Annotated in this window: 17 protein-coding genes; 4 read left to right on the top strand and 13 right to left on the bottom strand. The window is 65.0% G+C overall.

Translation table 11 applies throughout. The features are described 5' to 3' along the window. Positions 1–277 precede the first annotated feature (277 nt). The 10 genes from ACXAF3_RS06705 to ACXAF3_RS06660 all read right to left on the bottom strand — a co-directional run bounded on the left by ACXAF3_RS06705 (position 278) and on the right by ACXAF3_RS06660 (position 10,319). Entirely contained in the window at positions 278–1,423 is a 1,146-nt protein-coding gene (locus ACXAF3_RS06705) for a D-alanyl-D-alanine carboxypeptidase family protein (RefSeq protein ID WP_475111570.1), read from the bottom strand. Between the two features lie 61 nt (positions 1,424–1,484). Beyond that, positions 1,485–2,342 (bottom strand): septal ring lytic transglycosylase RlpA family protein, encoded by an 858-nt coding sequence (locus tag ACXAF3_RS06700; RefSeq protein ID WP_475111520.1) that lies wholly within the window; start codon positions 2,340–2,342, stop codon positions 1,485–1,487. Positions 2,343–2,551: 209 nt separating this feature from the next. Beyond that, entirely contained in the window at positions 2,552–3,562 is a 1,011-nt protein-coding gene (gene mltB, locus ACXAF3_RS06695) for a lytic murein transglycosylase B (RefSeq protein ID WP_475111519.1), read from the bottom strand. Positions 3,563–3,612: 50 nt separating this feature from the next. Then, positions 3,613–4,758, bottom strand: a complete 1,146-nt coding sequence (gene rodA, locus ACXAF3_RS06690) for a rod shape-determining protein RodA (protein ID WP_475111518.1) — start codon at positions 4,756–4,758, stop codon at positions 3,613–3,615. Continuing rightward, the gene (gene mrdA, locus ACXAF3_RS06685; protein ID WP_475111517.1) at positions 4,751–6,646 is read right to left on the bottom strand and encodes a penicillin-binding protein 2; all 1,896 of its coding nucleotides are present in this window, start codon (positions 6,644–6,646) and stop codon (positions 4,751–4,753) included. The genes rodA and mrdA overlap by 8 nt, the downstream gene beginning before the upstream one ends. 113 nt (positions 6,647–6,759) lie before the next feature. Beyond that, positions 6,760–7,236, bottom strand: coding sequence for a 23S rRNA (pseudouridine(1915)-N(3))-methyltransferase RlmH (rlmH, locus tag ACXAF3_RS06680; RefSeq protein ID WP_475111516.1), 477 nt, complete (start codon positions 7,234–7,236; stop codon positions 6,760–6,762). A gap of 6 nt (positions 7,237–7,242) precedes the next feature. Next, on the bottom strand, positions 7,243–7,605 hold the full coding sequence (rsfS, locus tag ACXAF3_RS06675) for a ribosome silencing factor (RefSeq protein WP_475111515.1): 363 nt from the start codon (positions 7,603–7,605) through the stop codon (positions 7,243–7,245). 12 nt (positions 7,606–7,617) lie between these two features. Beyond that, positions 7,618–8,295, bottom strand: a complete 678-nt coding sequence (nadD, locus tag ACXAF3_RS06670; RefSeq protein WP_475111514.1) for a nicotinate-nucleotide adenylyltransferase — start codon at positions 8,293–8,295, stop codon at positions 7,618–7,620. Between the two features lie 87 nt (positions 8,296–8,382). After that, positions 8,383–9,672 (bottom strand): glutamate-5-semialdehyde dehydrogenase, encoded by a 1,290-nt coding sequence (locus ACXAF3_RS06665; RefSeq protein WP_475111513.1) that lies wholly within the window; start codon positions 9,670–9,672, stop codon positions 8,383–8,385. Positions 9,673–9,743: 71 nt separating this feature from the next. After that, positions 9,744–10,319 (bottom strand): LON peptidase substrate-binding domain-containing protein, encoded by a 576-nt coding sequence (locus tag ACXAF3_RS06660; RefSeq protein ID WP_475111512.1) that lies wholly within the window; start codon positions 10,317–10,319, stop codon positions 9,744–9,746. Between the two features lie 117 nt (positions 10,320–10,436). On the opposite strand from ACXAF3_RS06660, the gene ypfJ reads away from it, so the two are divergent. From ypfJ to ACXAF3_RS06640, 4 genes are all read left to right on the top strand, one after another. Continuing rightward, a complete protein-coding gene (gene ypfJ / locus ACXAF3_RS06655) occupies positions 10,437–11,345 on the top strand; it encodes a KPN_02809 family neutral zinc metallopeptidase (protein ID WP_475111511.1) in 909 nt (302 codons plus the stop codon). A 73-nt stretch (positions 11,346–11,418) separates the two neighbouring features. Then, the gene (locus tag ACXAF3_RS06650) at positions 11,419–11,700 is read left to right on the top strand and encodes a peptidylprolyl isomerase (protein WP_475111510.1); all 282 of its coding nucleotides are present in this window, start codon (positions 11,419–11,421) and stop codon (positions 11,698–11,700) included. 120 nt (positions 11,701–11,820) lie between these two features. After that, entirely contained in the window at positions 11,821–13,584 is a 1,764-nt protein-coding gene (locus ACXAF3_RS06645; RefSeq protein ID WP_475111509.1) for a collagenase, read from the top strand. A gap of 121 nt (positions 13,585–13,705) precedes the next feature. After that, positions 13,706–16,534, top strand: a complete 2,829-nt coding sequence (locus tag ACXAF3_RS06640) for a TonB-dependent receptor plug domain-containing protein (protein WP_475111508.1) — start codon at positions 13,706–13,708, stop codon at positions 16,532–16,534. Between the two features lie 189 nt (positions 16,535–16,723). On the opposite strand, the gene ACXAF3_RS06635 is transcribed toward ACXAF3_RS06640, so the two are convergent. From ACXAF3_RS06635 to ACXAF3_RS06625, 3 genes are all read right to left on the bottom strand, one after another. Beyond that, positions 16,724–19,306, bottom strand: a complete 2,583-nt coding sequence (locus ACXAF3_RS06635) for an MMPL family transporter (protein ID WP_475111507.1) — start codon at positions 19,304–19,306, stop codon at positions 16,724–16,726. Positions 19,307–19,422: 116 nt separating this feature from the next. Then, on the bottom strand, positions 19,423–19,698 hold the full coding sequence (locus tag ACXAF3_RS06630) for an Rdx family protein (protein ID WP_475111506.1): 276 nt from the start codon (positions 19,696–19,698) through the stop codon (positions 19,423–19,425). Further along, positions 19,695–20,402 (bottom strand): flavin prenyltransferase UbiX, encoded by a 708-nt coding sequence (locus tag ACXAF3_RS06625; RefSeq protein WP_475111505.1) that lies wholly within the window; start codon positions 20,400–20,402, stop codon positions 19,695–19,697. Before ACXAF3_RS06625 ends, ACXAF3_RS06630 begins: the two co-directional genes overlap by 4 nt. Positions 20,403–20,467 lie beyond the last annotated feature (65 nt).

The following is a 20,467-nucleotide window of genomic DNA, read 5'->3' as shown; positions in this document are numbered from 1 at the left end:
CTCTCCGGGGCCGCGCGGTAGATAGGGGTGAAACCGGGGGCGCGGCCGGGCGGCGATTATACAGCGGGGGGAGGGAATGATGAACGATGAATGATGAACGCGGAATGCGATGTGGGCGCCGGAGAGGCTGTGGCCACGATCAATCTTCCAGTCATCTCGAAGCTCGATCGCGGCCGCGGGCGTCTAAAGAGGCACAATGTCAGACCGTGTATTCACGGAGCGGATCCCCGAGCTTACCCCCGCTCCGGCTGTGCAAATCTGTCCCCGACAGGGGTCATCATTCAAAAAAGCCCATTACGAAACGCTTGAGCGCGTCCCACAGGCGCTTGAAGAAGCCGGCCTTCTCCACATCCTCGGCGACTACGGCCTTGACGTCGGCGACTGTCTCACCATCCAGGGTCACCACCACCTTGCCCACCGGCTGGCCCTTCTCCAGCGGCGCTTCCAACTCGCCGTCGATAATCAGATCCGCCTTGATGTTCTCCTCGCCGCCGCGGGGAATGGTGACGAATACGTCCTTCTCCACCGCGATACCCACCTGCGGCACCTTGCCGCCCCAGACGCGCTCCGTCTGCAGCACTTCGTCCGCGCTGTACACCTTGTGGGTCTGGTAGTAGCGGAAGCCGTAGGCGAGCAGCTTCTGGGTCTCGGCGGCGCGCTTCTCGTCGCTGTCGGTGCCCAGCACCACCGCGATCAGGCGCATGCCGCGCTTCACCGCGGAAGCCACCAGGCAGTAGCCCGCCTCCTCGGTGTGGCCTGTCTTGATGCCGTCCACGGCCGGATCGCGCCACAGCAGGCGGTTGCGGTTGGGCTGGTTGATGCCGGCCCAGCTGAAGTACTTCTCCGAGTAAATTTCGTAGTGCTCGGGGTGATCGGCGATCAGCGCGCGGGCCAGCACGCCCAGGTCGCGCGCGGTGGTCAGGTGTCCCTCCGCCGGCCAGCCGGTGGCGTTGACGAAGTGGGTATCGCGCATACCCAGCAGCTCTGCCTGCTGGTTCATGACCTCGGCGAACACTTCCTCACTGCCGGACACATGCTCCGCCAGCGCGATACTGGCATCGTTGCCGGACTGGATGATCACGCCGCGCAGCAGGTCGATGACCGGCACTCGGTCGCCCACCTTGACGAACATCTTGGAGCCGCCCTTGCGCCAGGCCTTCTCCGAGATGCGCACCTTGTCGTCTTCCTTGATGCTGCCCTTTGCGATTTCCTCGGAGACGATATAGGCGGTCATCATCTTGGTGAGGCTGGCCGGCGGCACCTGCTTGTCCGCATTGTGCTCCACCAGTACCTGGCCGGTGTGCGCATCCAGCAGCAGATAGGCGGTGGCCGCCAGCTGCGGCGGCGCGGGAATCAGCGACTGGGCCTGGGCCAGGCCGGCGCAGAGTATCAGAAAGGTGCAGGCAATAATCCGTTTGATCATGGTCGAGAGTCTCATTATTCCTCGTGTGCTTTGATTGCTTCGATAGCTTCCCGAAAAACCGTCAGTCGTAGACGACTTGCGGCTGGCCCAGGCGGCTCTGCTCCACCGTCTCGCGCGCCGCGACCAGCGCGCGCTGCTGGCCGATGGGCCCTATGCGCACCCGGTAGAGTCTCTTGCCGCCTCTCTCGATGGGACTGACCGATACAGGATAGTCGACCACCGATGCCACCTGTGCGCGCACCCTGTTGGCCTGGTCCGCGCTGCTGTAGGCCCCCACCTGCAGATAGGTGTTGGCGGGCAGTTTGAAGCTGGCATCCCGGGCCAGGCTCTCGCGCGCGGCCACGTCTTTTTCCACCGCCAGCGTCTCACCCGCCGGCGGCAGGGTCGCCGGGTCCAGCGCCTCGACCTCGACCCGCGCCACACCCTTGTTGATAAAACCCAGTTTCTGCGCCGCGGTGTAACTGAGGTCGATGATGCGGCCGGGCACGAAGGGCCCGCGGTCGTTGACGCGCACTATCACGCTGCGCCCGTTCTCGAGGTTGGTGACCTTGGCGTAGCTGGGCAGCGGCAGTGTCTTGTGGGCCGCGGACATGGCGTACATATTGTAGACCTCGCCATTGGCGGTGCGGCGGCCGTGGAATTTGTTGCCGTACCAGGAGGCGTGACCGCGCTCCTTGTAGCCCTTGACCTCTTTGCGCACCCGGTAGGTGACGCCTTTGACTCTGTAGGGGGATTTATTGCCGGCGGTGCCGATGGGTTCGCGCACCGGTGTCGGCTCAGGCGTCGCCAGCATATCTACCGGAACCGGCGGGCCGCTGTCTTTGATGGAGTCGAAATCGGGCTGGTGCTGCTGCCCGCTACAGGCAGCCAGTATCAGAGCGGCCAAGGCCACGCCCAGCCGCGCATTGCACTGAAACATAATCCCCCCGGCGGGCGGCAAGAAAGCGCCTTCCCCAAGCCGTTGTTATTCGAAAATATCCAAAAGCAGTTTCACAGTTGCAGCGCCAGACAGCTGCGCCGTGAAACTACTTCGAATTGATTTGAGTTAGTTCGATTGGCTGCGCGGACAATGGTTCCGCAATTTCCGCAGCCCGAGCCCCGAAGGGCTGGGGCGGCCTAGCCCCAGGTTTATGATCTGCCGCCGCGCGCCTTGACGATCTCCTGCGCCAGATCATAGGCGGCCATCGCGTAGAGGCGGCTGCGATTGTAACGGGTAATCACGGAGAAATTGTTGAGGCCTATCCAGTACTGCTTGCCCCGCTCCGTCTGCAGGGAAAACACGCTGGCCGGCATCTCCGGCGAAACCTGGGCGGTGGTCGGGAACCCCTTTTCCGCCAGCTGGCCGACGGTCCAGTTGGCATCCAGGGAATCGTTGACGATGGTCATATCGGCGTTGGGGCGCGGATTGGCCAGTACCACCACCGGCTCGCCGGGCTTCCAGCCGTGTTCGGCGAAGTAGTTGGCGACGCTGCCGATCGCGTCCTCGGTATCGGTCCAGATATCCACGTGGCCGTCGCCGTTGAAGTCCACCGCGTAGGCGCGGTAGCTGGACGGCATAAACTGGCCGAAGCCCATGGCACCGGCGTAGGAGCCCTTGAGTGCGGTCGGGTCCATACCCTGGTCGCGGGTCAGCAGCAGATAGTTTTCCAGTTCCTTGGTAAAGAAGGCGGAGCGGCGCGGGTAGTTGAAGGCCAGGGTCGCCAGCGCGTCCAGCACCCGGTAGCCACCCATATTGCCGCCGTAGCGGGTCTCGATACCGATGATGGCGACGATCATCTCCGCCGGCACACCGTATTTCTTCTCCGCCTCGCTCAGCGCCTTGGCGTTCTTGTCCCAGAAGTCGACGCCGCCGGCGATGCTCTGCGGCGTCAGGAAAATCTTGCGGTATTCATACCAGGGCTTGGCTTTCTCCGCCGGGCGCTTGATGGCCTTGAGAATCGAGTCCTTGCGCTTGGCCTCGCGCATCAGCTCGATGAGTTCGGCGCGGTCGAAGTCGTGTTTCTCCACCATATACTCGACAAATGCCTGGGCATTGGCGTTGTCGCCGTGGCCGGGTTCCTGAGCGCAGGCGGCGAGCACCAGCCCCATCCCCGCCAATAATCCTGTGGTCCACTTCAAAACAACCGCTCCTGTTCTCATAGTGCTTCTCTACACCCAATAACTGCCAATTTTTCCGCCGGGGTGCGCCTTTAGAATGACACCCTGCGCCGCTCCGTGCCTATGGCCATCAGGATACCGAACCCGGCCATCAGTGTAATGAGCGAGGTTCCGCCGTAGCTCACCATCGGCAGGGGCACGCCCACCACCGGCAGGAGTCCGGTGACCATGCCGATATTCACGAACACATAGACAAAGAATGTGAGCGTAATACTCCCCGCCAACAGCCGCCCGAACACCTGCTGGGCAATAAAACTAATATAGATGCCGCGCGCAATGATCAATACATACAGCAGTAACAGCAACAGTGCGCCGCGCATGCCCCACTCTTCCGACAACACCGCGATGATAAAATCCGTGTGGCTTTCCGGCAAAAAATCCAGCTGCGACTGGGTCCCCTGCATATAGCCCTTGCCGTAGAGGCCGCCGGAACCGATGGCCGCCTTGGACTGGAAAATGTTCCAGCCGGCGCCGAGGCGGTCCGCATCCGGGTTGAACAGGGTGAGGATACGCTGGCGCTGGTAGTCGCGCAGCCCCCACTGCCAGATGGGCCAGGCGGAGATCAGCAGCACCATCACCGCGGCGCCAATCAGCTTCCAACTGAGGCCGGCCAGGTAGAGCGCAAAAAGGCCCGAGGCCGCGATCAGGATGGAGGTACCCAGGTCCGGCTGGCGCACGATCAGCGCCGCCGGCACCGCGGCAATGGCCAGCGCGCCGAGTACGGTAACAAAGGACGGCGGCAGCGGGCGCTTGTGCAGGAAAGCCGCCACCGACATGGGCACCGCCAGTTTCATCACCTCGGAGGGCTGGAAGCGGAAGCCACCCACCTCCAGCCAGCGCTGGGCCCCCTTGGCGCCGACGCCGACGAACAGCACCGCCACCAGCAGGCCGCAGCCGCCGACATAGGCCCAGGGCGACCAGCGCCGATAGACATCCAGCGGTATCTGCGCGACCACGAACATGCCGACAAATGCCAGCACCATAAACACGGATTGCCGCTTCACATAGTGCACCTCGCCACCGGCGGCGCTGTAGAGCACGCCGAGGCCCACCGCGGCCAGCAGCATCAGCAGTACCAGCAGCGGCACATCGATATGCCAGCGGCGCGACAGGCTCACCGGGCGGCTCAGACCGCCGTGGAAGTCCGGCAGCCTATGCATATAATCGCGGCTAGCCACGGGTAGCCCCCCCCTCGTTATCAGTATTCACAGGTGCGCTCGCCGTCTGCTGCCGCGGCCGCGACATCCAGTCGAAGAAGACCTCCCGCGCCACAGGCGCGGCCACCTTGCCGCCTCCCTCGCCGTTTTCCACCAGTATCGACACCGCGATCTGCGGGTCGTCCACCGGCGCGAAGGCCACGAACAGGGCGTGGTCGCGGTGGCGCTCCTTCAGCGCCTCCGAGTCGTAGCGCTCGCCCTGGGCGATACCCACCACCTGAGCGGTGCCGGTCTTGCCCGCCACCTTGAAGTCCAGCCCGGCGCCGGCCTTCTTGCCGGTGCCCCTGGTGTTGTAGACCACCGCCTGCATGCCCTCGAACACCAGGTCCCAGTGCTCCGGGCGCGCTTCCACATAGTGCAGCACCTCCGGCGGCTGGACCACGCCGTCCACCGACATCACCACCTGGGGCCGGTAGTGGGTGCCGCGATTGGCGATGGTGGCGGTCATCACCGCCAGCTGCAGCGGTGTCGCCAGCACAAAGCCCTGCCCCAGTACCGCGTTCAGGCTGTCGCCAGGAAACCAGGGCATGCCGCGGGCGCCGCGCTTCCAGTCCCGCGACGGGAAGAGGCCGGCGCGCTCCACCGGCAGGTCGATGCCGGTCTTCTCGCCGAGGCCGAAGCGGGTGGCGATATCGTGCATGCCGTCGATGCTCCAGCGGTAGGCCATGTCCCAGAAATAAGTGTCGCAGCTCTCCGCCAGGGCCTGAATCAGGTCCACCTTCTTGCCGTGGCCCCAGCGCTTCCAGTCGCGGTAGATGCGCGGGTCATTGGGCAGGCGGTAGAAACCCGGGTCCTTGATGGCGGTCTCAGCAGTGATGACCCCGGCGGCGAGGCCGCCGAGCCCCATCATCGGCTTCAGGGTCGAACCCGGCGGGTACTGCCCCTGCAGGGCGCGGTTGAACAGCGGCACGTCGAGGGAGTCGGACAGGGCGCGGTAGTCGTTGAAGCTGATACCGGTCACGAACAGGTTGGGGTCGAAGGACGGCTTGCTGACGAAGGCGAGCACGCCGCCGGTCTTCACGTCTATGGCCACCACGGCGCCGCGCTTGTCCCCCAGCGCCTCGGAGGCCACCTGCTGCAGGCGTGTGTCCAGGTGCAGAGTCAGATCCGCCCCGGGCTTCGGGTCCTGGCGCTCCAGCACCCGCAGCACGCGGCCGCGGGCGTTGGTCTCCACATTCTCGTAGCCCACTTCGCCCAGCAGCAGGTCCTCGTAGGAGCGCTCCAGGCCCACCTTGCCGATGCTCGCGGTGCCGTGGTAGCGGCGCACATCCTCCTCGGTGAAATTGGTCAGTTCGCGGTCGCTGATGCGGCCCACATAGCCGACACTGTGGGCGAAGAGGTCCGAGAGCGGGTAGTAGCGCACCAGCTCCGCCTCCACCGACACCCCGGGCAGGCGGAATTCGTTGACGCTGATACGGGCAATTTCCTCCTCGCTCAGGCGGAAGCGCAGCGGCACCGGCTCGAAGGGACGCCGGCGCTGCATGCGCTTGCGGAACTTGGCCACGTCGCTGTCGTCGAGGCGCACCAGGTGCCCGATCAGTTCCAGGGTCGCATCCAGGTCCTCGACCCGCTCGCGCACAATCGACAGGTTGTAGCTGGGGCGGTTGTCCGCCAGCAGGGTGCCGTTGCGGTCGTAGATCAGCCCGCGGGTCGGCGCCACCGGGCGCACCTGGATGCGGTTTTCGTCCGACTGAGTGCGGTAGTTCTCGTAGTTGACCACCTGCAGGTTGTAGAAGCGCGCCACCAGCACCCCCAGCAGCAGCGCCACCGCGACGAGCGCCACCAGCATGCGGTTGCGAAACAGCCGCTGCTCGGTGAGGGGGTCTTTCAGGTGCAGGTCGTGGGGCATGGATATTTGTGGGATTGGCGCGCAAATAATTGACTACGGAGTGTACAGGTTTAGTGGAGAAGGATGAATGCGCGATTTGGCATTTCCCCCGTAGGAGCGGCCTTTGGCAGCCCCTACTTGTGATACGGGTGTCCCGCCAACAGCGTCCAGGCGCGGTAGATCTGTTCCGCCAGCACCACGCGCACCAGCGGGTGCGGCAGGGTCAGCGGCGACAGGGACCAGCGGCTCCGGGCGCGGTCCAGGCAGTCGGCGGAGAGGCCGTCGGGGCCGCCGATCAGCAGGCTGACGTTGTCGCCCTGCATGCGCCAGCCCTCGAGCTGTTGCGACAGCTGCTCGGTGCTCCAGGGCCTGCCCTTCACATCCAGCGCGACCACATGGTCGCGGGGGCCCAGGGCCGCCAGCATGGCCTCGCCCTCCTTCTGGCGCGCCTTTTCGATCAGCGCCGGAGAGCTCTTCTGCCCGCGGTTGCCGAGGGGGATCTCCACCATCTCCAGCGCGATTTCCCGCGGCAGGCGCTTGGCGTACTCGGCGTAGCCCTGCTGCACCCAGCCCGGCATCTTGCCGCCGGCGGCGATGATGCGGATCTTCACGGCGGATCAGGACTGGTGCGGGTCGCTGCCGTCTGCGCCCTCGCGGGTGTTCGGCGTCATCGACCAGAGCTTTTCCAGGTCGTAGAAGCTGCGCACCTCCGCCTGCATCACGTGTACCACCAGGTCGCCGTAGTCCACCAGCACCCACTCGCCCTGGTCCATGCCCTCGACGCCGATGGGGCGCACACCGGCCTTCTTGCCCTCTTCCACCACATTGTCCGCCAGGGATTTGACCTGGCGGCTGGAGGTGCCGGTGCAGATCACCAGGCTGTCCATTACATCGGAGAGTTCGGATACATCCAGGGACACTATGTCCTTGCCCTTCAGATCCTCCAGTGCCGCGAGGGCGATATCTTTGATATTCGTCATAACACCTTTTTGTCAGTCGTCGCCCGGGCCGCCGCACGCGGCGCCCTGGCGATAGAGTTGATTGCGTTCAATATATTCCAGCACCGCCGCCGGCAACAGGAAGCGCGGGGACTGGCCGCTGCCGATCAAATGGCGGATATGGGTGGCGGAGATCGGCAGCAGCGTCTGCTCGCGCACCACCAGGCGCCCGTGCGGTGCCCGGTGCAGATCCCCGGCACCGCCGGCGTGCCGGCGCAGGATTTCCGCCACCACCCCCTCTTTCGGCAGCTTCCAGCCCGGGCGCGTGGCCACCACCAAGTGCGCCAGCTGTAACAGCCGCTCCCAGCGGTGCCAGCTGGGCAGGGTCAGCAGCGAGTCCAGGCCCATGCAGAAGCTGATGGAGACCTCGCCGCCCAGTTCGCCGCGCAACTCCTCCAGCGTGTCCACCGTGTAGGTGGGCCCGGGGCGGTTCAGTTCGCGCTCGTCCAGCTGCAGCTCAGCGCAGCCCTGCAGCGCCAGCGCCAGCATCCGCCGGCGCTGCTCGGCGGATACCCCCGGCGTCTGCCGGTGCTTCGGCTGGTGGCTGGGCAGCAGGCGCATTTCGTCGAAACCCAGCGCCTCGCGCAACTCCAGCGCCATACGCAGATGGCCGAAGTGCACCGGGTCGAAGGTGCCACCGAACAGGGCGATGCTGTGCCGTTTGCTGCTCATTGCTCAATTGACCCTGTAGGATGGGCACGCTGCGCTCCTCTGCCCACCCTACGCCTGCCAAGGATTCATTCGCCTGCAAGCAGGCTCCTACACACGGATATGGCCGTCGCCCAGCACTATCCACTTCTGCGACGTGAGCCCCTCCAGACCCACCGGGCCGCGGGCGTGGATCTTGTCGGTGCTGATACCGATCTCCGCGCCGAGGCCGTATTCGAAACCGTCCGCGAAGCGGGTGGACGCGTTGACCATCACCGAGCTGGAATCCACCTCGGTGAGGAAGCGCCGCGCGCGGCTGTAGTCCTCGGTGACGATGGACTCGGTGTGGCCGGAGCCGTACTCGGCGATATGGTCCATGGCCGCGTCCATATCCGCGACCACGCGGATCGCCAGCACCGGCGCCAGATATTCCTCGCTCCAGTCGCTGTCGGCGGCCGCCGCGCAGTCCGCCAGTATCTGCCGGGTCCGCGCGCAGCCACGCAGTTCCACGCCCTTGTCCCGGTAGGCCTGCGCCAGGCGCGGCAGTATCTCCTGCGCGATCCCCTCAGCCACCAGCAGGGTCTCCATCGCGTTGCAAACGCCGTAGCGGTGGGTCTTGGCGTTCAGCGCAATCGCGAAGGCCTTTTCCGCGTCGGCGCGGTCGTCTATGTAGACGTGGCAGACGCCGTGCAGATGCTTGATCACCGGCACCCGCGCCTCGCGGCTGACCCGCTCGATCAGGCCGGTGCCGCCGCGGGGCACTATCACGTCCACATATTCCGGCATGGTGATCAGCGCGCCGACCGCGGCGCGGTCGCGGGTGTCCACCACCTGCACCGCCGTCTCCGGCAGGCCGGCCTCCTTCAGGCCGGCGGCGATACAGGCGGCGATGGCACCGTTGGAGTGCAGCGCCTCGCTGCCGCCGCGCAGTATGGTCGCGTTGCCGGACTTCAGGCACAGGCTGGCGGCGTCGACGGTCACATTCGGGCGGGACTCGTAGATGATGCCCACCACCCCGAGGGGCACGCGCATCTTGCCCACCTGGATACCGCTGGGGCGGTATTTCAGATCCTCTATCTCGCCCACCGGATCCGGCAGTTCGGCGATCTGCTGCAGCCCCTCGATCATGCCGTCGATGCGCGCGTCGTTCAGTTCCAGCCGGTCGAGCAGCGCCGCGTCCAGGCCGCTGTCGCGCCCCGCCTGCATATCGCGCGCGTTGGCCGCCACCACTTCGGCGCGGCGCGCGTCAAGCTGCGCGGCTATGGCGCGCAGGGCGCGATTTTTGCTCGCGGTGTCGGCGCGGGCCATCAGCCTAGACGCCGCGCGCGCGGCGCGCCCCATCTCCTGGAGTTTCACCCGGGCGGTTTGCTGATCGGCGGTTTCGTCAACGGGACTGTTCACTGCGGCTCTCCATGCGGTATCGGATCGGCCGCGCAGTATAACCCAGCAAGATTCGGGTTGAACGGCGAATGCTATTCCCTGGCCCAGCGGTCCAGGTTTGCGGCTATATCCGCCAGCCGCACCAGCGGGTCCTCGATGGCCAGCAGCGCCACCCGCACACTGTCTTCCAGCGGCAGCAGCTGCGCCAATTGCCAGGACAGCGCATCGGCGGAGTCCACCGGGTCGAATTTCAGCGACAGCATGGCCGCGTGCTGCTTCAGCTCGTCGAGCACCGACAGCAGGCCGTCGCACTCGGCGGGTACCGGCTTGGGTTCCGCCTGCGGCAGCCACTCGACATCGCCGAACAGCAGGCCGTCTTCGGCGCGCTGGGTCGCGGTGATACGGAAGCGGCGCTGGCCCTTGACCAGCACATGCAGCAGGCCCTCCTCCCCCTGGCTCCAGTCGACGATCTTCACATAGACTCCCAGCGGCCACACGGACGCGCGCCCCACCTCGCCGCCGGAGCGGATCAGCACCACACCGAAACCGACGTCCGCCTTCAGGGTCGTGCTGACCAGGCGCAGGTAGCGCTGCTCGAAGATGCGCAGCGGCAGGGCCACACCGGGAAACAACGCCACGCTCAATGGAAACAGGGGAATCTGGGGCAAGGTTCTCTCTCTGACCGGAATCTTCCTTAAAGATAACATCCACGCCGGCGGCTATCGGAAAAGAATTTTGTGCCAGTTCGTCTAGACTGATCGGAAACAGGGTCGCGGAGATTTCCGATGCGTTGGCGCCAGGGCCGCAGAAGCAGCAATATCGAAGACCGTCGCGGCCAGCCGCCGGGCACCGGTGGCGCAGGCGGGCTCGGCAACCTGCTGGCGCTGGCGCCCCTCCTGCTGCGCAGCAAGACCGGCTGGGTCATCCTCGCCATCCTGGTCGCCCTCTATCTCTTCGGCGGCGACCGGCTGTTCCAGGGCGCACCGACGGAAACCCGGCCGCCCGCCCTGGGGCCGGCGCAGTCGGGCCAGCCGGGCAGCGCCCCCGGCGACGAGGTGGCGGACTTCGTCTCGGTGGTGCTGGCCGACACCGAGGACACCTGGGGCCAGCTGTTCCAGAGCGCCGGCTACCGCTATGCGCCGCCCAAGCTGGTGCTCTACGACGACGCCGTGCGCTCCGCCTGCGGCCTCAACAGCGCCGCGGTCGGTCCCTTCTACTGCCCGATGGACAGCAAGGTGTACCTGGACCTCAGTTTCCTCGGCGACCTGAAGCAACTGGGCGCACCGGGCGACTTTGCCTTCGCCTATGTGATCGCCCACGAGGTGGGCCACCATGTGCAGAACCTGCTCGGCACCTCGCAGAAAGTGCAGCAGGCGCGCATACAGTCCGACAAGGCCACCGCCAACCGCCTGTCGGTGATGCTGGAGCTGCAGGCGGACTGTTTCGCCGGTGTCTGGGCCTTCTACGCCCACCGCGACCGGCAGATGCTGGAACCCGGCGATATCGAAGAGGGACTGGCCGCGGCCGCGGCGGTCGGCGACGACCGGCTGCAGAAGCGCTCCGGGCGCGCCGTGTCTCCCGACGCCTTCACCCACGGCAGCGCCGAGCAGCGGGTCTACTGGTTCAAGCGCGGATTCACCTCCGGCGACGTGAACCAGTGCAACACCTTCGCCGCCCTGTCCGGGCGCGAGTGAATTGTGGCGGGTGGCGCCGGCCCGTCGGGCGCACTAAGCTGCTGTGCGTAGATAACCAATCAGGAGACATCCCATGCCCAAGGCTACAGCACGGCACATACTGGTGGACAGCGAGGCGCAGTGCCGGGAACTGAAACAGCAGATCGAAGGCGGTGCCGACTTCGGCAAGCTCGCGCGCGAACACTCCAACTGCCCGTCCGGCCGCTCCGGCGGCGACCTGGGGGAGTTCAGCCAGGGGCAGATGGTGCCGGAATTCGACAGGGTGGTTTTTTCCGGCGAACTGAACAAGGTACACGGCCCCATCAAGACCCAGTTCGGCTACCACCTGCTGGAGATCACCAGCCGCAGCGACTGAGCGCCCCTCCCCTGCCAGCCAAAAGCCGCGCACTGCCGCGGCTTTTTTGTATCCGCTGTTGGCTTCCTCTCCGCATATGCTATTGTGCGCAAAATAAATAAAACAGAGAGGAGATCGCACATGATCAGAGTCCGTCAATTCGCGCCGCTGCTGTTTGCCCTCAGCCTGCTCGGCGCCTGCACACAGAAAACCGGACAGAGCCCGGAGCTGCGGGCGCTTTTGGACCCGCAAGCGGAGCTCTGGCAACAGAGCCAGCTGCACAGCGCGCGCCATTTCCACAGCGCCGTCACCGGGCTGCAGCGGCAGCTGGCAAGGCCCGATGCCGACTTCGCGCAACTGGATCGCCTGCTGTACTTCCTGCGCGCCTACAGCTACTTCGGCCCCACGAAGCCGATAGATCACCTGCAGTGGCTCAATCTGGACCGGGCCCTGACCCAGTTGCGCCAGCACCCGCTCTTCTCCGCCGACGGCGCGACTGCGGCGCGCCTGCAGGAGCACTTCGCCGTCACCCTCTACCGCTACTACAACCGCGCGCCGCTGGACGCGCAGCTGGCGCCCCATATCCACGCGCTGAACGCGATACTGCAGCGCTACCAGCGCGGCGAACTGCACAAGGCGGAGCAGTACAGCCTGTGGGAGACCTTCCGCGCGCTCGGCTTCCTCGGCTACGAGGCGCGCCGCAACGCGCAGATCAAGGACGCGCTGAACGAACGGCAGCGGGTGCAAAAGGCCCTGCTCGCCTTCGCGCGCAGCGACAACGCCATGGGCGCCGGCGACTGGCCGCTGAATCACAGCCTGTGGGCACTGGGCAACCTGCAACTGCTGCAGGATGAAGAGGCGGCCGCGGCGCTGGACGAAAGCGTGTGGCAGCTGCTGGCGAAAGACCTGCCACAACTCGACACGGAGCGGCGCAAACAGCTCTACACGCGCCCGTACCTGGTCACCTCCTTCCGCGGCAAGAGCGCCTGTGAGGAGACCTTTGCCGGCCGCTGCGCCTTCCCCACCGAAGAGGAGGCGCTGCCCATCACCTACAGCTGCTCGGCATCGCTGATCATCCGCGCCAACGCCATGAGCGAGCGCGAACTGCAGCAAACCTGCGCAAACCTGCTGGCCCGCGAGGAGTCCTTTCACCAGAAACTCGCCAGCGGGCGCAAGCCGGTGGCCGACGACCACAACCGCGCGCTCGAGGTGGTGGTGTTCGACAACTACAGCCAGTACAACCAGTACGCGCAACTGCTGTTCGATATCAACACCGACAACGGCGGCATGTTCCTGGAGGGCGAACCGGAAAAGCCCGGCAACCAGGCGCGCTTTATCGCCTTCGAGGCCTTCTGGAAACAGCCGCAGTTCAGTATCTGGAACCTGGAGCACGAGTATGTGCACTACCTGGACGGGCGCTTCAACAAGTACGGCGGCTTCGGGCACTTCCCCAGCCACCTGGTGTGGTGGTCCGAGGGCCTGGCCAACTACATCGCCCACGGTGACGACTACGACAGCGCCACGCGCGACCTGGCGGACAGCCGCCCGTCGGAGTGGCCGACCCTCGGCGACATATTCGCCACCGAATACGCCGACGGCACCGCGCGGGTCTACTCCTGGAGCTATCTGGCAATCCGCTTCCTGCACGACACGGACACCACGGCCCTGCCGCGCCTGGCCCAGCGGCTGCGCGAAGACGACTTCGACGGCTACCGCACCCTGCTGGATCAGCTACACGCGGATCTGCAGCCGCAGTTCGAGCGCTGGCTGCAGCAGCAGTCACAACAACTGGCGACCGGTGAGCGCCCCGAACAGCTGCCGCGCAGACTCTACCGCTACCTGTACCGCGACTACCTGCAACCGGCGGAACTGGCCATGGACGAGCTGCACAGGCACCGCGGCTGAGCCGGGCGGCGCGGCCGCGTCCAGCGCAAATTAACTTATTGCACACAAAATAAAATAAAGCTAACCTCGATATTGCTTCTGCACACAAAAATAAATGCTGACATTCAAAGAGGAAAGCGCAATGGCGAACAATAAGAAACTTCTGACCCTGGCTATAGCCGCCGCGATAAGCCAACCGGCACTGGCGGACGAGCGGCGGGATATCGAGACCGCGGAGCTGGAAGAGGTGGTAGTCACCGGCTCGCGCATCCAGCGATCCACCTTCGAGACCCCGGCCCCGACCACCGTGATCGACGCCGAATCCATCAAGATGAGCGGCGAGCTGAACCTGAACGAGGTGCTGTCCACCATGCCGCAGTTCGGCGCCGGTTTCGACGCCACCGACGGCAGCTACTCCTTCGGCAATTCGGGACTGAACGCACTCGACCTGCGCGACCTGGGTGTCAAACGCACCCTGTCGCTGGTCAACGGCCACCGCCCGGTACAGATCACCAGCGACGACAACACCATGGTCACCGAGATCGGCATGATCCCGAGCGAGCTGGTGCAGCGGGTGGAGGTATTGACCGGCGGTGCCTCCGCCGTCTACGGCGCCGATGCGGTGGCCGGCGTGGTGAACTTTATCCTGAAGGACGACTACGAGGGGATCTCGCTGCGCAGCCAGATCGGCGACTCGGAGGCCGGCGGCGCCGGCAACAAGTCCGTGACCCTGACTCTGGGACAGAACTTCGCCGACGGCCGCGGCAACTTCGCCGCCTCCGTCGACTACTTCGAGCAGGACCCGCTCCACTTCCGCGACCGCGAGCACGCCGCCGGCCGCGTGCGCTACGTCAGCAATCCGGAAAACACCGGTCCCGACGACGGCATCGCGGACTTTATCATCCACGACGACATCACCTACCCGGACTTCAACGTGGTGGGCCACACCTTCGGCGTCTGGAACGGCGAGCACGGCGGTTCCGACTGGTACCAGCTGGAGGGCGACGACGCCGTGCTGCGCACTCCCGCCTCCGCCATCGCCGACGGCTGGAAGGCCACCGACGGCAGCGGCTTCGACCCCAACGCCTACAACTTCGCGCGCAGCCCCTACGAGCGCCTGAACGGCTACGGCCGCGCCACCTATGCAATCTCCGACACCACGCGCCTGAGCGCAGACCTGATGTACTCGAAGACCGAGTCCTACGACGAGATAGACCCGGACTTTATCTGGGGCGACTGGACCACGGTGGAAAACCTTCAGGCCGCGGGCATCGCGGTGCCCGACAGCGTGCTGAACGTACTGGCCAGCTACGGCGACAACTGGCTGCAGCTGCCCTACACCTTCGACGAGGCCGGCCCGCGCTGGCACACCAACGAGCGCGAGTACCTGGCCGCCAGCGTCAGCCTGCAGGGGGAATTCGCCAATGGCTGGAACTGGGACACCTACCTGACCAGCGGCTACACACAGGCCGAGCTGGTACAGGGCAACAAGCTGCGCCTGGACCGCATAGACACCGCCAACTTCACCCTGATAGGCCCCTGTGCCGAGGCCGGCAACTGCCCGGCGTTCTCCCCCTTCGAACCCGCCTCCCGCGAAGTCATCGACTATGTGATGGCGAGCCACAGCACCACCACAGACGTGCAGCAGCACGGCTTCGCCGCCAACCTGAGCGGCGACCTGTTCAAACTGCCCGCCGGCGATGTGATGTTCAGTGCCGGCGCCGAGGCCCGCTACGAGAGTCTCGACTACCAGCCGTCCGAACTGTGGCAGTCCGGCAACCTGAGCTCGCAACAGACGCCCATCGACGACGAGGGCCGCACCATCAGGGAAGTCTACGGCGAACTGCTGGTGCCGCTGCTGGCCGACCTGCCGGCGGTCAAGAGCCTGGAATTTGAAACCGCCGTGCGCGGCGCCCGCTATTCCACCGAATCCGCCAACTTCACCAGCTGGAAGACGGGCCTGAACTGGGCCATCAACGACAGTGTCCGCGTGCGCAGCGTCTACTCCAAGGCGGTGCGCGCGCCGCAGCTGGGCGAGATGTTCCTCGGCACCAGCATCGGCTACTCGGACCTGACCGACCCCTGCGACGCGCTGCAGATCGACGGCGGCCCCGCCGACGGGCGCCGCAAGGCCAACTGCCAGGCGCTGGGTATCGAGGAGGGCTGGGACTCCAACCTGAAGGGCCGCCGCGGCCAGGTAATCTCAGAAGGTAACGAAGAACTGAAGGAGGAAGAGGCCACCACCTTTACCGCCGGTATCGTCTTCACCCCCAGCTTCGTGGACGGACTGAATATCTCCATCGACTACTACGATATCGACCTGACCGACATGATCGTGCGCTTCGGCGCCAACGCCAACCTCGCCTACTGCGTCGATCTGGAGAGTATCGACAACGACTTCTGTGCCCAGGTGGTGCGCGCAGCAAACGGCGATGTGCTGTCGGTGCGCGATACCTATGTCAACGCCGACGGCTCCCGCCGCCGCGGTGTGGATCTCGAGGCCGACTACCAGTTCAGCCTCGCCGACACCCTCGGCATTCCCGGCGACCTGCGCCTGAACCTGATCGCCACCCGCCAGCTGGAGAGCTCCTACACCGCAATGAACCTGGTCAGCGGCCGCGAGGAAACCACCGACTACGCCGGTGAGTTCGGCGTGCCCGAATGGAAGGGGGACTTCACCACCACCTACAGCCTCGACGACCTGACGGTGCGCCTGACTACCAAGTACACCGAGGGCGGCCCCATCGACCTGGACGGCAACCCGGAGCGCTACGAGGACTTCACGGTAAGGGATTCCCTCTACTACAACCTCTGGACCGGCTACCGCTTTACAGAGAGCACCGAGGGCTATTTCGGTATCAACAATCTCAGCGACGAGACCTGGACCGACCACCCCTACACCTCCTACGGCTCCGCCAACTACTCGCTGCTCGGCCGCTACCTCTACGCGGGCGTGACGGTGAATTTCTAAACTCCCACCCTCTCCATCCTTTGCGCCGCTTTCGCGGCGCTTTTTTTAGGTTCTTCGCACTTTACCGGGAAACGCGGCTTTGATCTTTAGGAAGAAGTAGTCGTTGTCCCGGTAAAGTGCGATGAACCTAAAAAAACCGGGAGCGGATTCCGCTCCCGGTTTTTTTGTCTTCCGTCAAAGGCGGCCGGTTCAGGAACTAGCCAGCCCCTCCCCCACCGCCAGCGGCTTTCCCGGCGACTTATCCTGTGGCCCCGGGGCCTCCAGCGGCTTGATCAGCAGCAGCAGCAGCGGCAGCAGCGTCAGCGAGCCGAGCAGCGCCGCGGACATGGCCAGTGCGGTCAGCAGGCCGAAATAAATCGACGGCACAAACTCGGACAGCGCCAGTATCGAGAAGCCGGCGATAATCGTGATGGCCGTGTAGAACATGGCGCGGCCGATGGTCGCGTGGCTGCGGTGCATGGTCGCCAGGTAGTCGCCGTCCTTCGCGAATTCGCTGCGGAAGCGGTACAGGTAGTGGATCGCGTGGTCCACGCCGATACCGACGGTGATCGCGGCGATAGTGATCGTCATCATATCCAGCGGAATGCCGGCCAGGCCCATACCGCCGAGCACCACGCAGGCAGCGAGCATATTCGGCACCAGCGCGATAATCGCCAGCCACAGGGAGCGGAACAGCACCAGGAACATCAGCAGTATGCCGACAAACACCGCGCCCAGGGTCAGGATCTGCGACTTGAACAGGCTCTGCAGCATATTGTTGTAGAGCACCAGCAGGCCGGTCTGGTGGATATTCTCCGGCGCTATGCCCATCTCGTCGTGGGCGTAGTCGTAGATGCGCCGGATCAGTTCGTCGCGGCGCAGGTTCGGATCCGTCTCCATCGCCCGCAGGGTGATGCGCGTCTGGTTGTGCTCGACGGAAAGGTAGGGATCCACCAGCACATCGCTGATCTCCTGCGGCAGGCTGGTGCGCGCCACCGCCAGCTCGAAATCGTTCAGCGGGCCGCCGTTCAGATCCCTCGCCACCTTGTACAGCGTGGCCAGGGACTGCACCTTGCCGATCTCCGGCTGCTGCTCGAGAAAGTCGTGCAGCTGCTCTATCCGCGCCAGGCCGGCGGCGGTGAACCAGTAGCTCTGCTCCGCCGTATCGCCGTCGCTGCCGAACGGATCGTCCGCGGCGAAGGGATCCTCCTCGCCGGATATTTCTTCGGCGTCCATCGCGAAGGGGTCCTCGTCCCCTTCGAATGCCGGCGTCTCCTCCTCGGGCTTATCCAGAATGATATCCAGGGTCACTGTGCCGCCGAGGCGGCGGTCGATGACCAGCATGCCCCGGTAGATCTCGGTGGAATCGTCGAAGTAGTCGATAAACCGGTTTTCCACCTTGAGCTGTGAGATACCCACCGCGCTGGCGACCGCCGCCAGCAGGGATACGCCGAGCACCACACCGCGGCGGCGCTCGGCGAAGCGCGAGAAGAGCAGCGTGAAGGCGTGGGAGTTGTCCGCGCTGACGCCGCCGGTGCGCTTCGGCAGGATCATCAGCAGTGCCGGAATCATCAGGAAGGACAGCGCCAGCGCCAGGCTCACGCCGATGGTCATCATCCAGCCGAAATCGATCACCGGGCGTATACCGCTGACCACCAGCGATGCAAAGGCGACGATGGTGGTCAGCGCCGTGTACAGGCACGGCTTGGCCATAAAGCGCACCGCGGCCAGCGCCAGCTGCTCGCGGTCCCACTCCGGGTGCTGGGCGATATATTCCCGATAGCGCACCGCCAGATGGATAGTGATCGCAAGCGTGATAATCAGCAGCAGCGCGACGAAGTTGGCCGAAATCACCGTCAGGCGCCAGTCGAGCCAGCTGAGCAGACCGAGCATGATCACCGCGGTGGTCACGCAGGTGGCGAGTGGTATCAGCACCCAGCGGGCCTGGCGGAAGATGATCAGCAGCGTGAGGATAATAAACAGCAGTATGCCCGCGCCGAAGGTCACCAGGTCGCTCTTGATAAAGGCGATCATATCGGCGGTGATCATCGACACGCCGCCGAGGAACAGCTCCGCCTCGCCCTGATAGCCGGCGAGTATCTGCCGCACCTGCTCCACCCGCACGCGCGACTGCTGCTCCTGCTCGGTGCGGTGCGCGAGGTAGGCTGCCGAGACTTCCTCGAGCCGCGCCGCCTCTTCCGCACTCAGTCCCTCGCTGTTGCGCTTGCGGCGCAGCGCGTCGCGCTCGCGCACCAATTCTATGCCGCGGCTGTCCAGCGCCAGATTCACCAGCAGCGCGGTGGTCTGGCCGTCCGGGCTCAGGATCAGTTCGCGGTAGATGGGGCTGGACAGGAATTCCTGTCGCGCAAGTTTTTTATCGGTGCCGGGTGTGGACAGGGTGCGGATGCCGTCGCTGATATCGGTGATCGACAGCTTGGGGCTGTACAGCAGCGGCACGTCGAGAATCGTCTGCACGCTGGCCACGCCGTCCACCTGCGCCAGCGCATCGCGCAGGCGGCGCAGAGTGGCCAGCGACGCATCGTCGAACAGGTCGCCGCCCTTGTAGCGATAGGTCACCACCAGAAAGTCGCCGCTGGCGTAGCGCTCGGCGATTTCGCGGTAGTAGTCGAGCGCCTTGTCCGCCTCCAGCGTCAGCGAATCCGCAGAGGCGTCCAGCTTGAAGCGCGGCAGGCCGAGCGCGGCCGCCAGCGTCAGCAGCGCGACCGCGATCAGCACCGTTTTCGGGCGGCGGATTACCAGATTCTCGTAGAAGGTCTTTAGAGCTGACAGCATAAATTTCGCTTAAATTAACAATATAGCTAGCAGTGCAGGGGCGAATCTTGTGCTCACCCTGACCGATATGGGCGAACACAGGGTTCTACCCTGCCGGAAAAATTTGGGAAAAACCTTCAGGGCTTGTCGATATGTCCCAGGTCCCGCTCGGGGAACAACAGATCCCTGACCCTGCGCTTAAGTTCCTTGGGCCCGGGAAAACCGCCGTCGCGCACGCGCTCCCAGATCACCGTATCGCCCGCGCGTATTTCAAATACGCCGCCGCTGCCGGGCTTCAGCGCCACCTGTTCCAGGTCGTCGGCGAAGGTGTACAGCAGCTCCTGGGCCATCCAGGTGGCGCGCAGCATCCAGTTGCACTGCACGCAGTAGTGAATCGTGATAGCCGGCTTCATTCCGCCCCCTGTTCGCCCCAGCTGGGCAGCAGCTTCTGTTCCACACCCAGTTGATCCAGCAGCCGCGCGACGACGAAGTCCACCAGGTCTTCGACCGAGCGCGGCTTCTGATAGAAACCGGGACTGGCCGGCAGTATCACCGCGCCCATGCGGGTCAGCTTGAGCATATTTTCCAGGTGGATCTCCGAATAGGGCGCCTCCCGCGGTACCAGTATCAACTGGCGGCGCTCCTTCAGGGCCACGTCTGCGGCGCGCTCTATCAGATTGTTGGAGGCCCCGCAGGCAACCGCCGACAGGGTGCCGCCGCTGGCAGGGCAGATCACCATGCTGGCGGCGGCGCCGGTGCCGGAGGCCACCGGCGAGAACCAGTCGCGCTTGCCGAACAGCGTCAGCTGCCCCTCGCGGGCACCGAAGCGGTCGGCGAGAAAGACCTGCAATGCGCTCTCGTCGCCGTCCGGCAGCTGCAGTTCGGTCTCGGTATTGATCACCACCCGCGCCGCGTCGGACAGCAGCAGCCACACGCGCACATCTGCGCCCAGCAGGCACTGCAGCAGGCGCAGGCCGTACTGGGCGCCCGAGGCGCCGGTCATCGCCAGGGTGACTGTCTTGCTGAAAGAGGATGACACCAGTTCGGCTTCCGTTATCTGTGTAGGATGGGCAAAGGAGCGCAGCGGGCGGAAAACCGCTCCATGCGTTTTCCGCATTCCCGCCATCCATGGCGGGCTCGTGCCCTTCGTTGCGTAGATTGATGGGCACGCTGCGCTTTGCC

It is taken from the genome of Microbulbifer sp. ABF4_143 (assembly GCF_056160225.1).
This window is presented reverse-complemented; position numbering and strand designations above follow the sequence as displayed.

Excerpts from the sequence above, each read along its gene's own strand:
- ACXAF3_RS06705 (WP_475111570.1), bottom strand. The coding sequence starts at position 1,423 with ATGATCAAACGGATTATTGCCTGCACCTTTCTGATACTCTGCGCCGGC.
- ACXAF3_RS06700 (WP_475111520.1), bottom strand. The coding sequence starts at position 2,342 with ATGTTTCAGTGCAATGCGCGGCTGGGCGTGGCCTTGGCCGCTCTGATA.
- mltB (WP_475111519.1), bottom strand. The coding sequence starts at position 3,562 with ATGAGAACAGGAGCGGTTGTTTTGAAGTGGACCACAGGATTATTGGCG.
- mrdA (WP_475111517.1), bottom strand. The coding sequence starts at position 6,646 with ATGCCCCACGACCTGCACCTGAAAGACCCCCTCACCGAGCAGCGGCTG.
- rsfS (WP_475111515.1), bottom strand. The coding sequence starts at position 7,605 with ATGACGAATATCAAAGATATCGCCCTCGCGGCACTGGAGGATCTGAAG.
- nadD (WP_475111514.1), bottom strand. The coding sequence starts at position 8,295 with ATGAGCAGCAAACGGCACAGCATCGCCCTGTTCGGTGGCACCTTCGAC.
- ypfJ (WP_475111511.1), top strand. The coding sequence starts at position 10,437 with ATGCGTTGGCGCCAGGGCCGCAGAAGCAGCAATATCGAAGACCGTCGC.
- ACXAF3_RS06650 (WP_475111510.1), top strand. The coding sequence starts at position 11,419 with ATGCCCAAGGCTACAGCACGGCACATACTGGTGGACAGCGAGGCGCAG.
- ACXAF3_RS06645 (WP_475111509.1), top strand. The coding sequence starts at position 11,821 with ATGATCAGAGTCCGTCAATTCGCGCCGCTGCTGTTTGCCCTCAGCCTG.
- ACXAF3_RS06640 (WP_475111508.1), top strand. The coding sequence starts at position 13,706 with ATGGCGAACAATAAGAAACTTCTGACCCTGGCTATAGCCGCCGCGATA.
- ACXAF3_RS06635 (WP_475111507.1), bottom strand. The coding sequence starts at position 19,306 with ATGCTGTCAGCTCTAAAGACCTTCTACGAGAATCTGGTAATCCGCCGC.
- ACXAF3_RS06630 (WP_475111506.1), bottom strand. The coding sequence starts at position 19,698 with ATGAAGCCGGCTATCACGATTCACTACTGCGTGCAGTGCAACTGGATG.
- ACXAF3_RS06625 (WP_475111505.1), bottom strand. The coding sequence starts at position 20,402 with ATGCGGAAAACGCATGGAGCGGTTTTCCGCCCGCTGCGCTCCTTTGCC.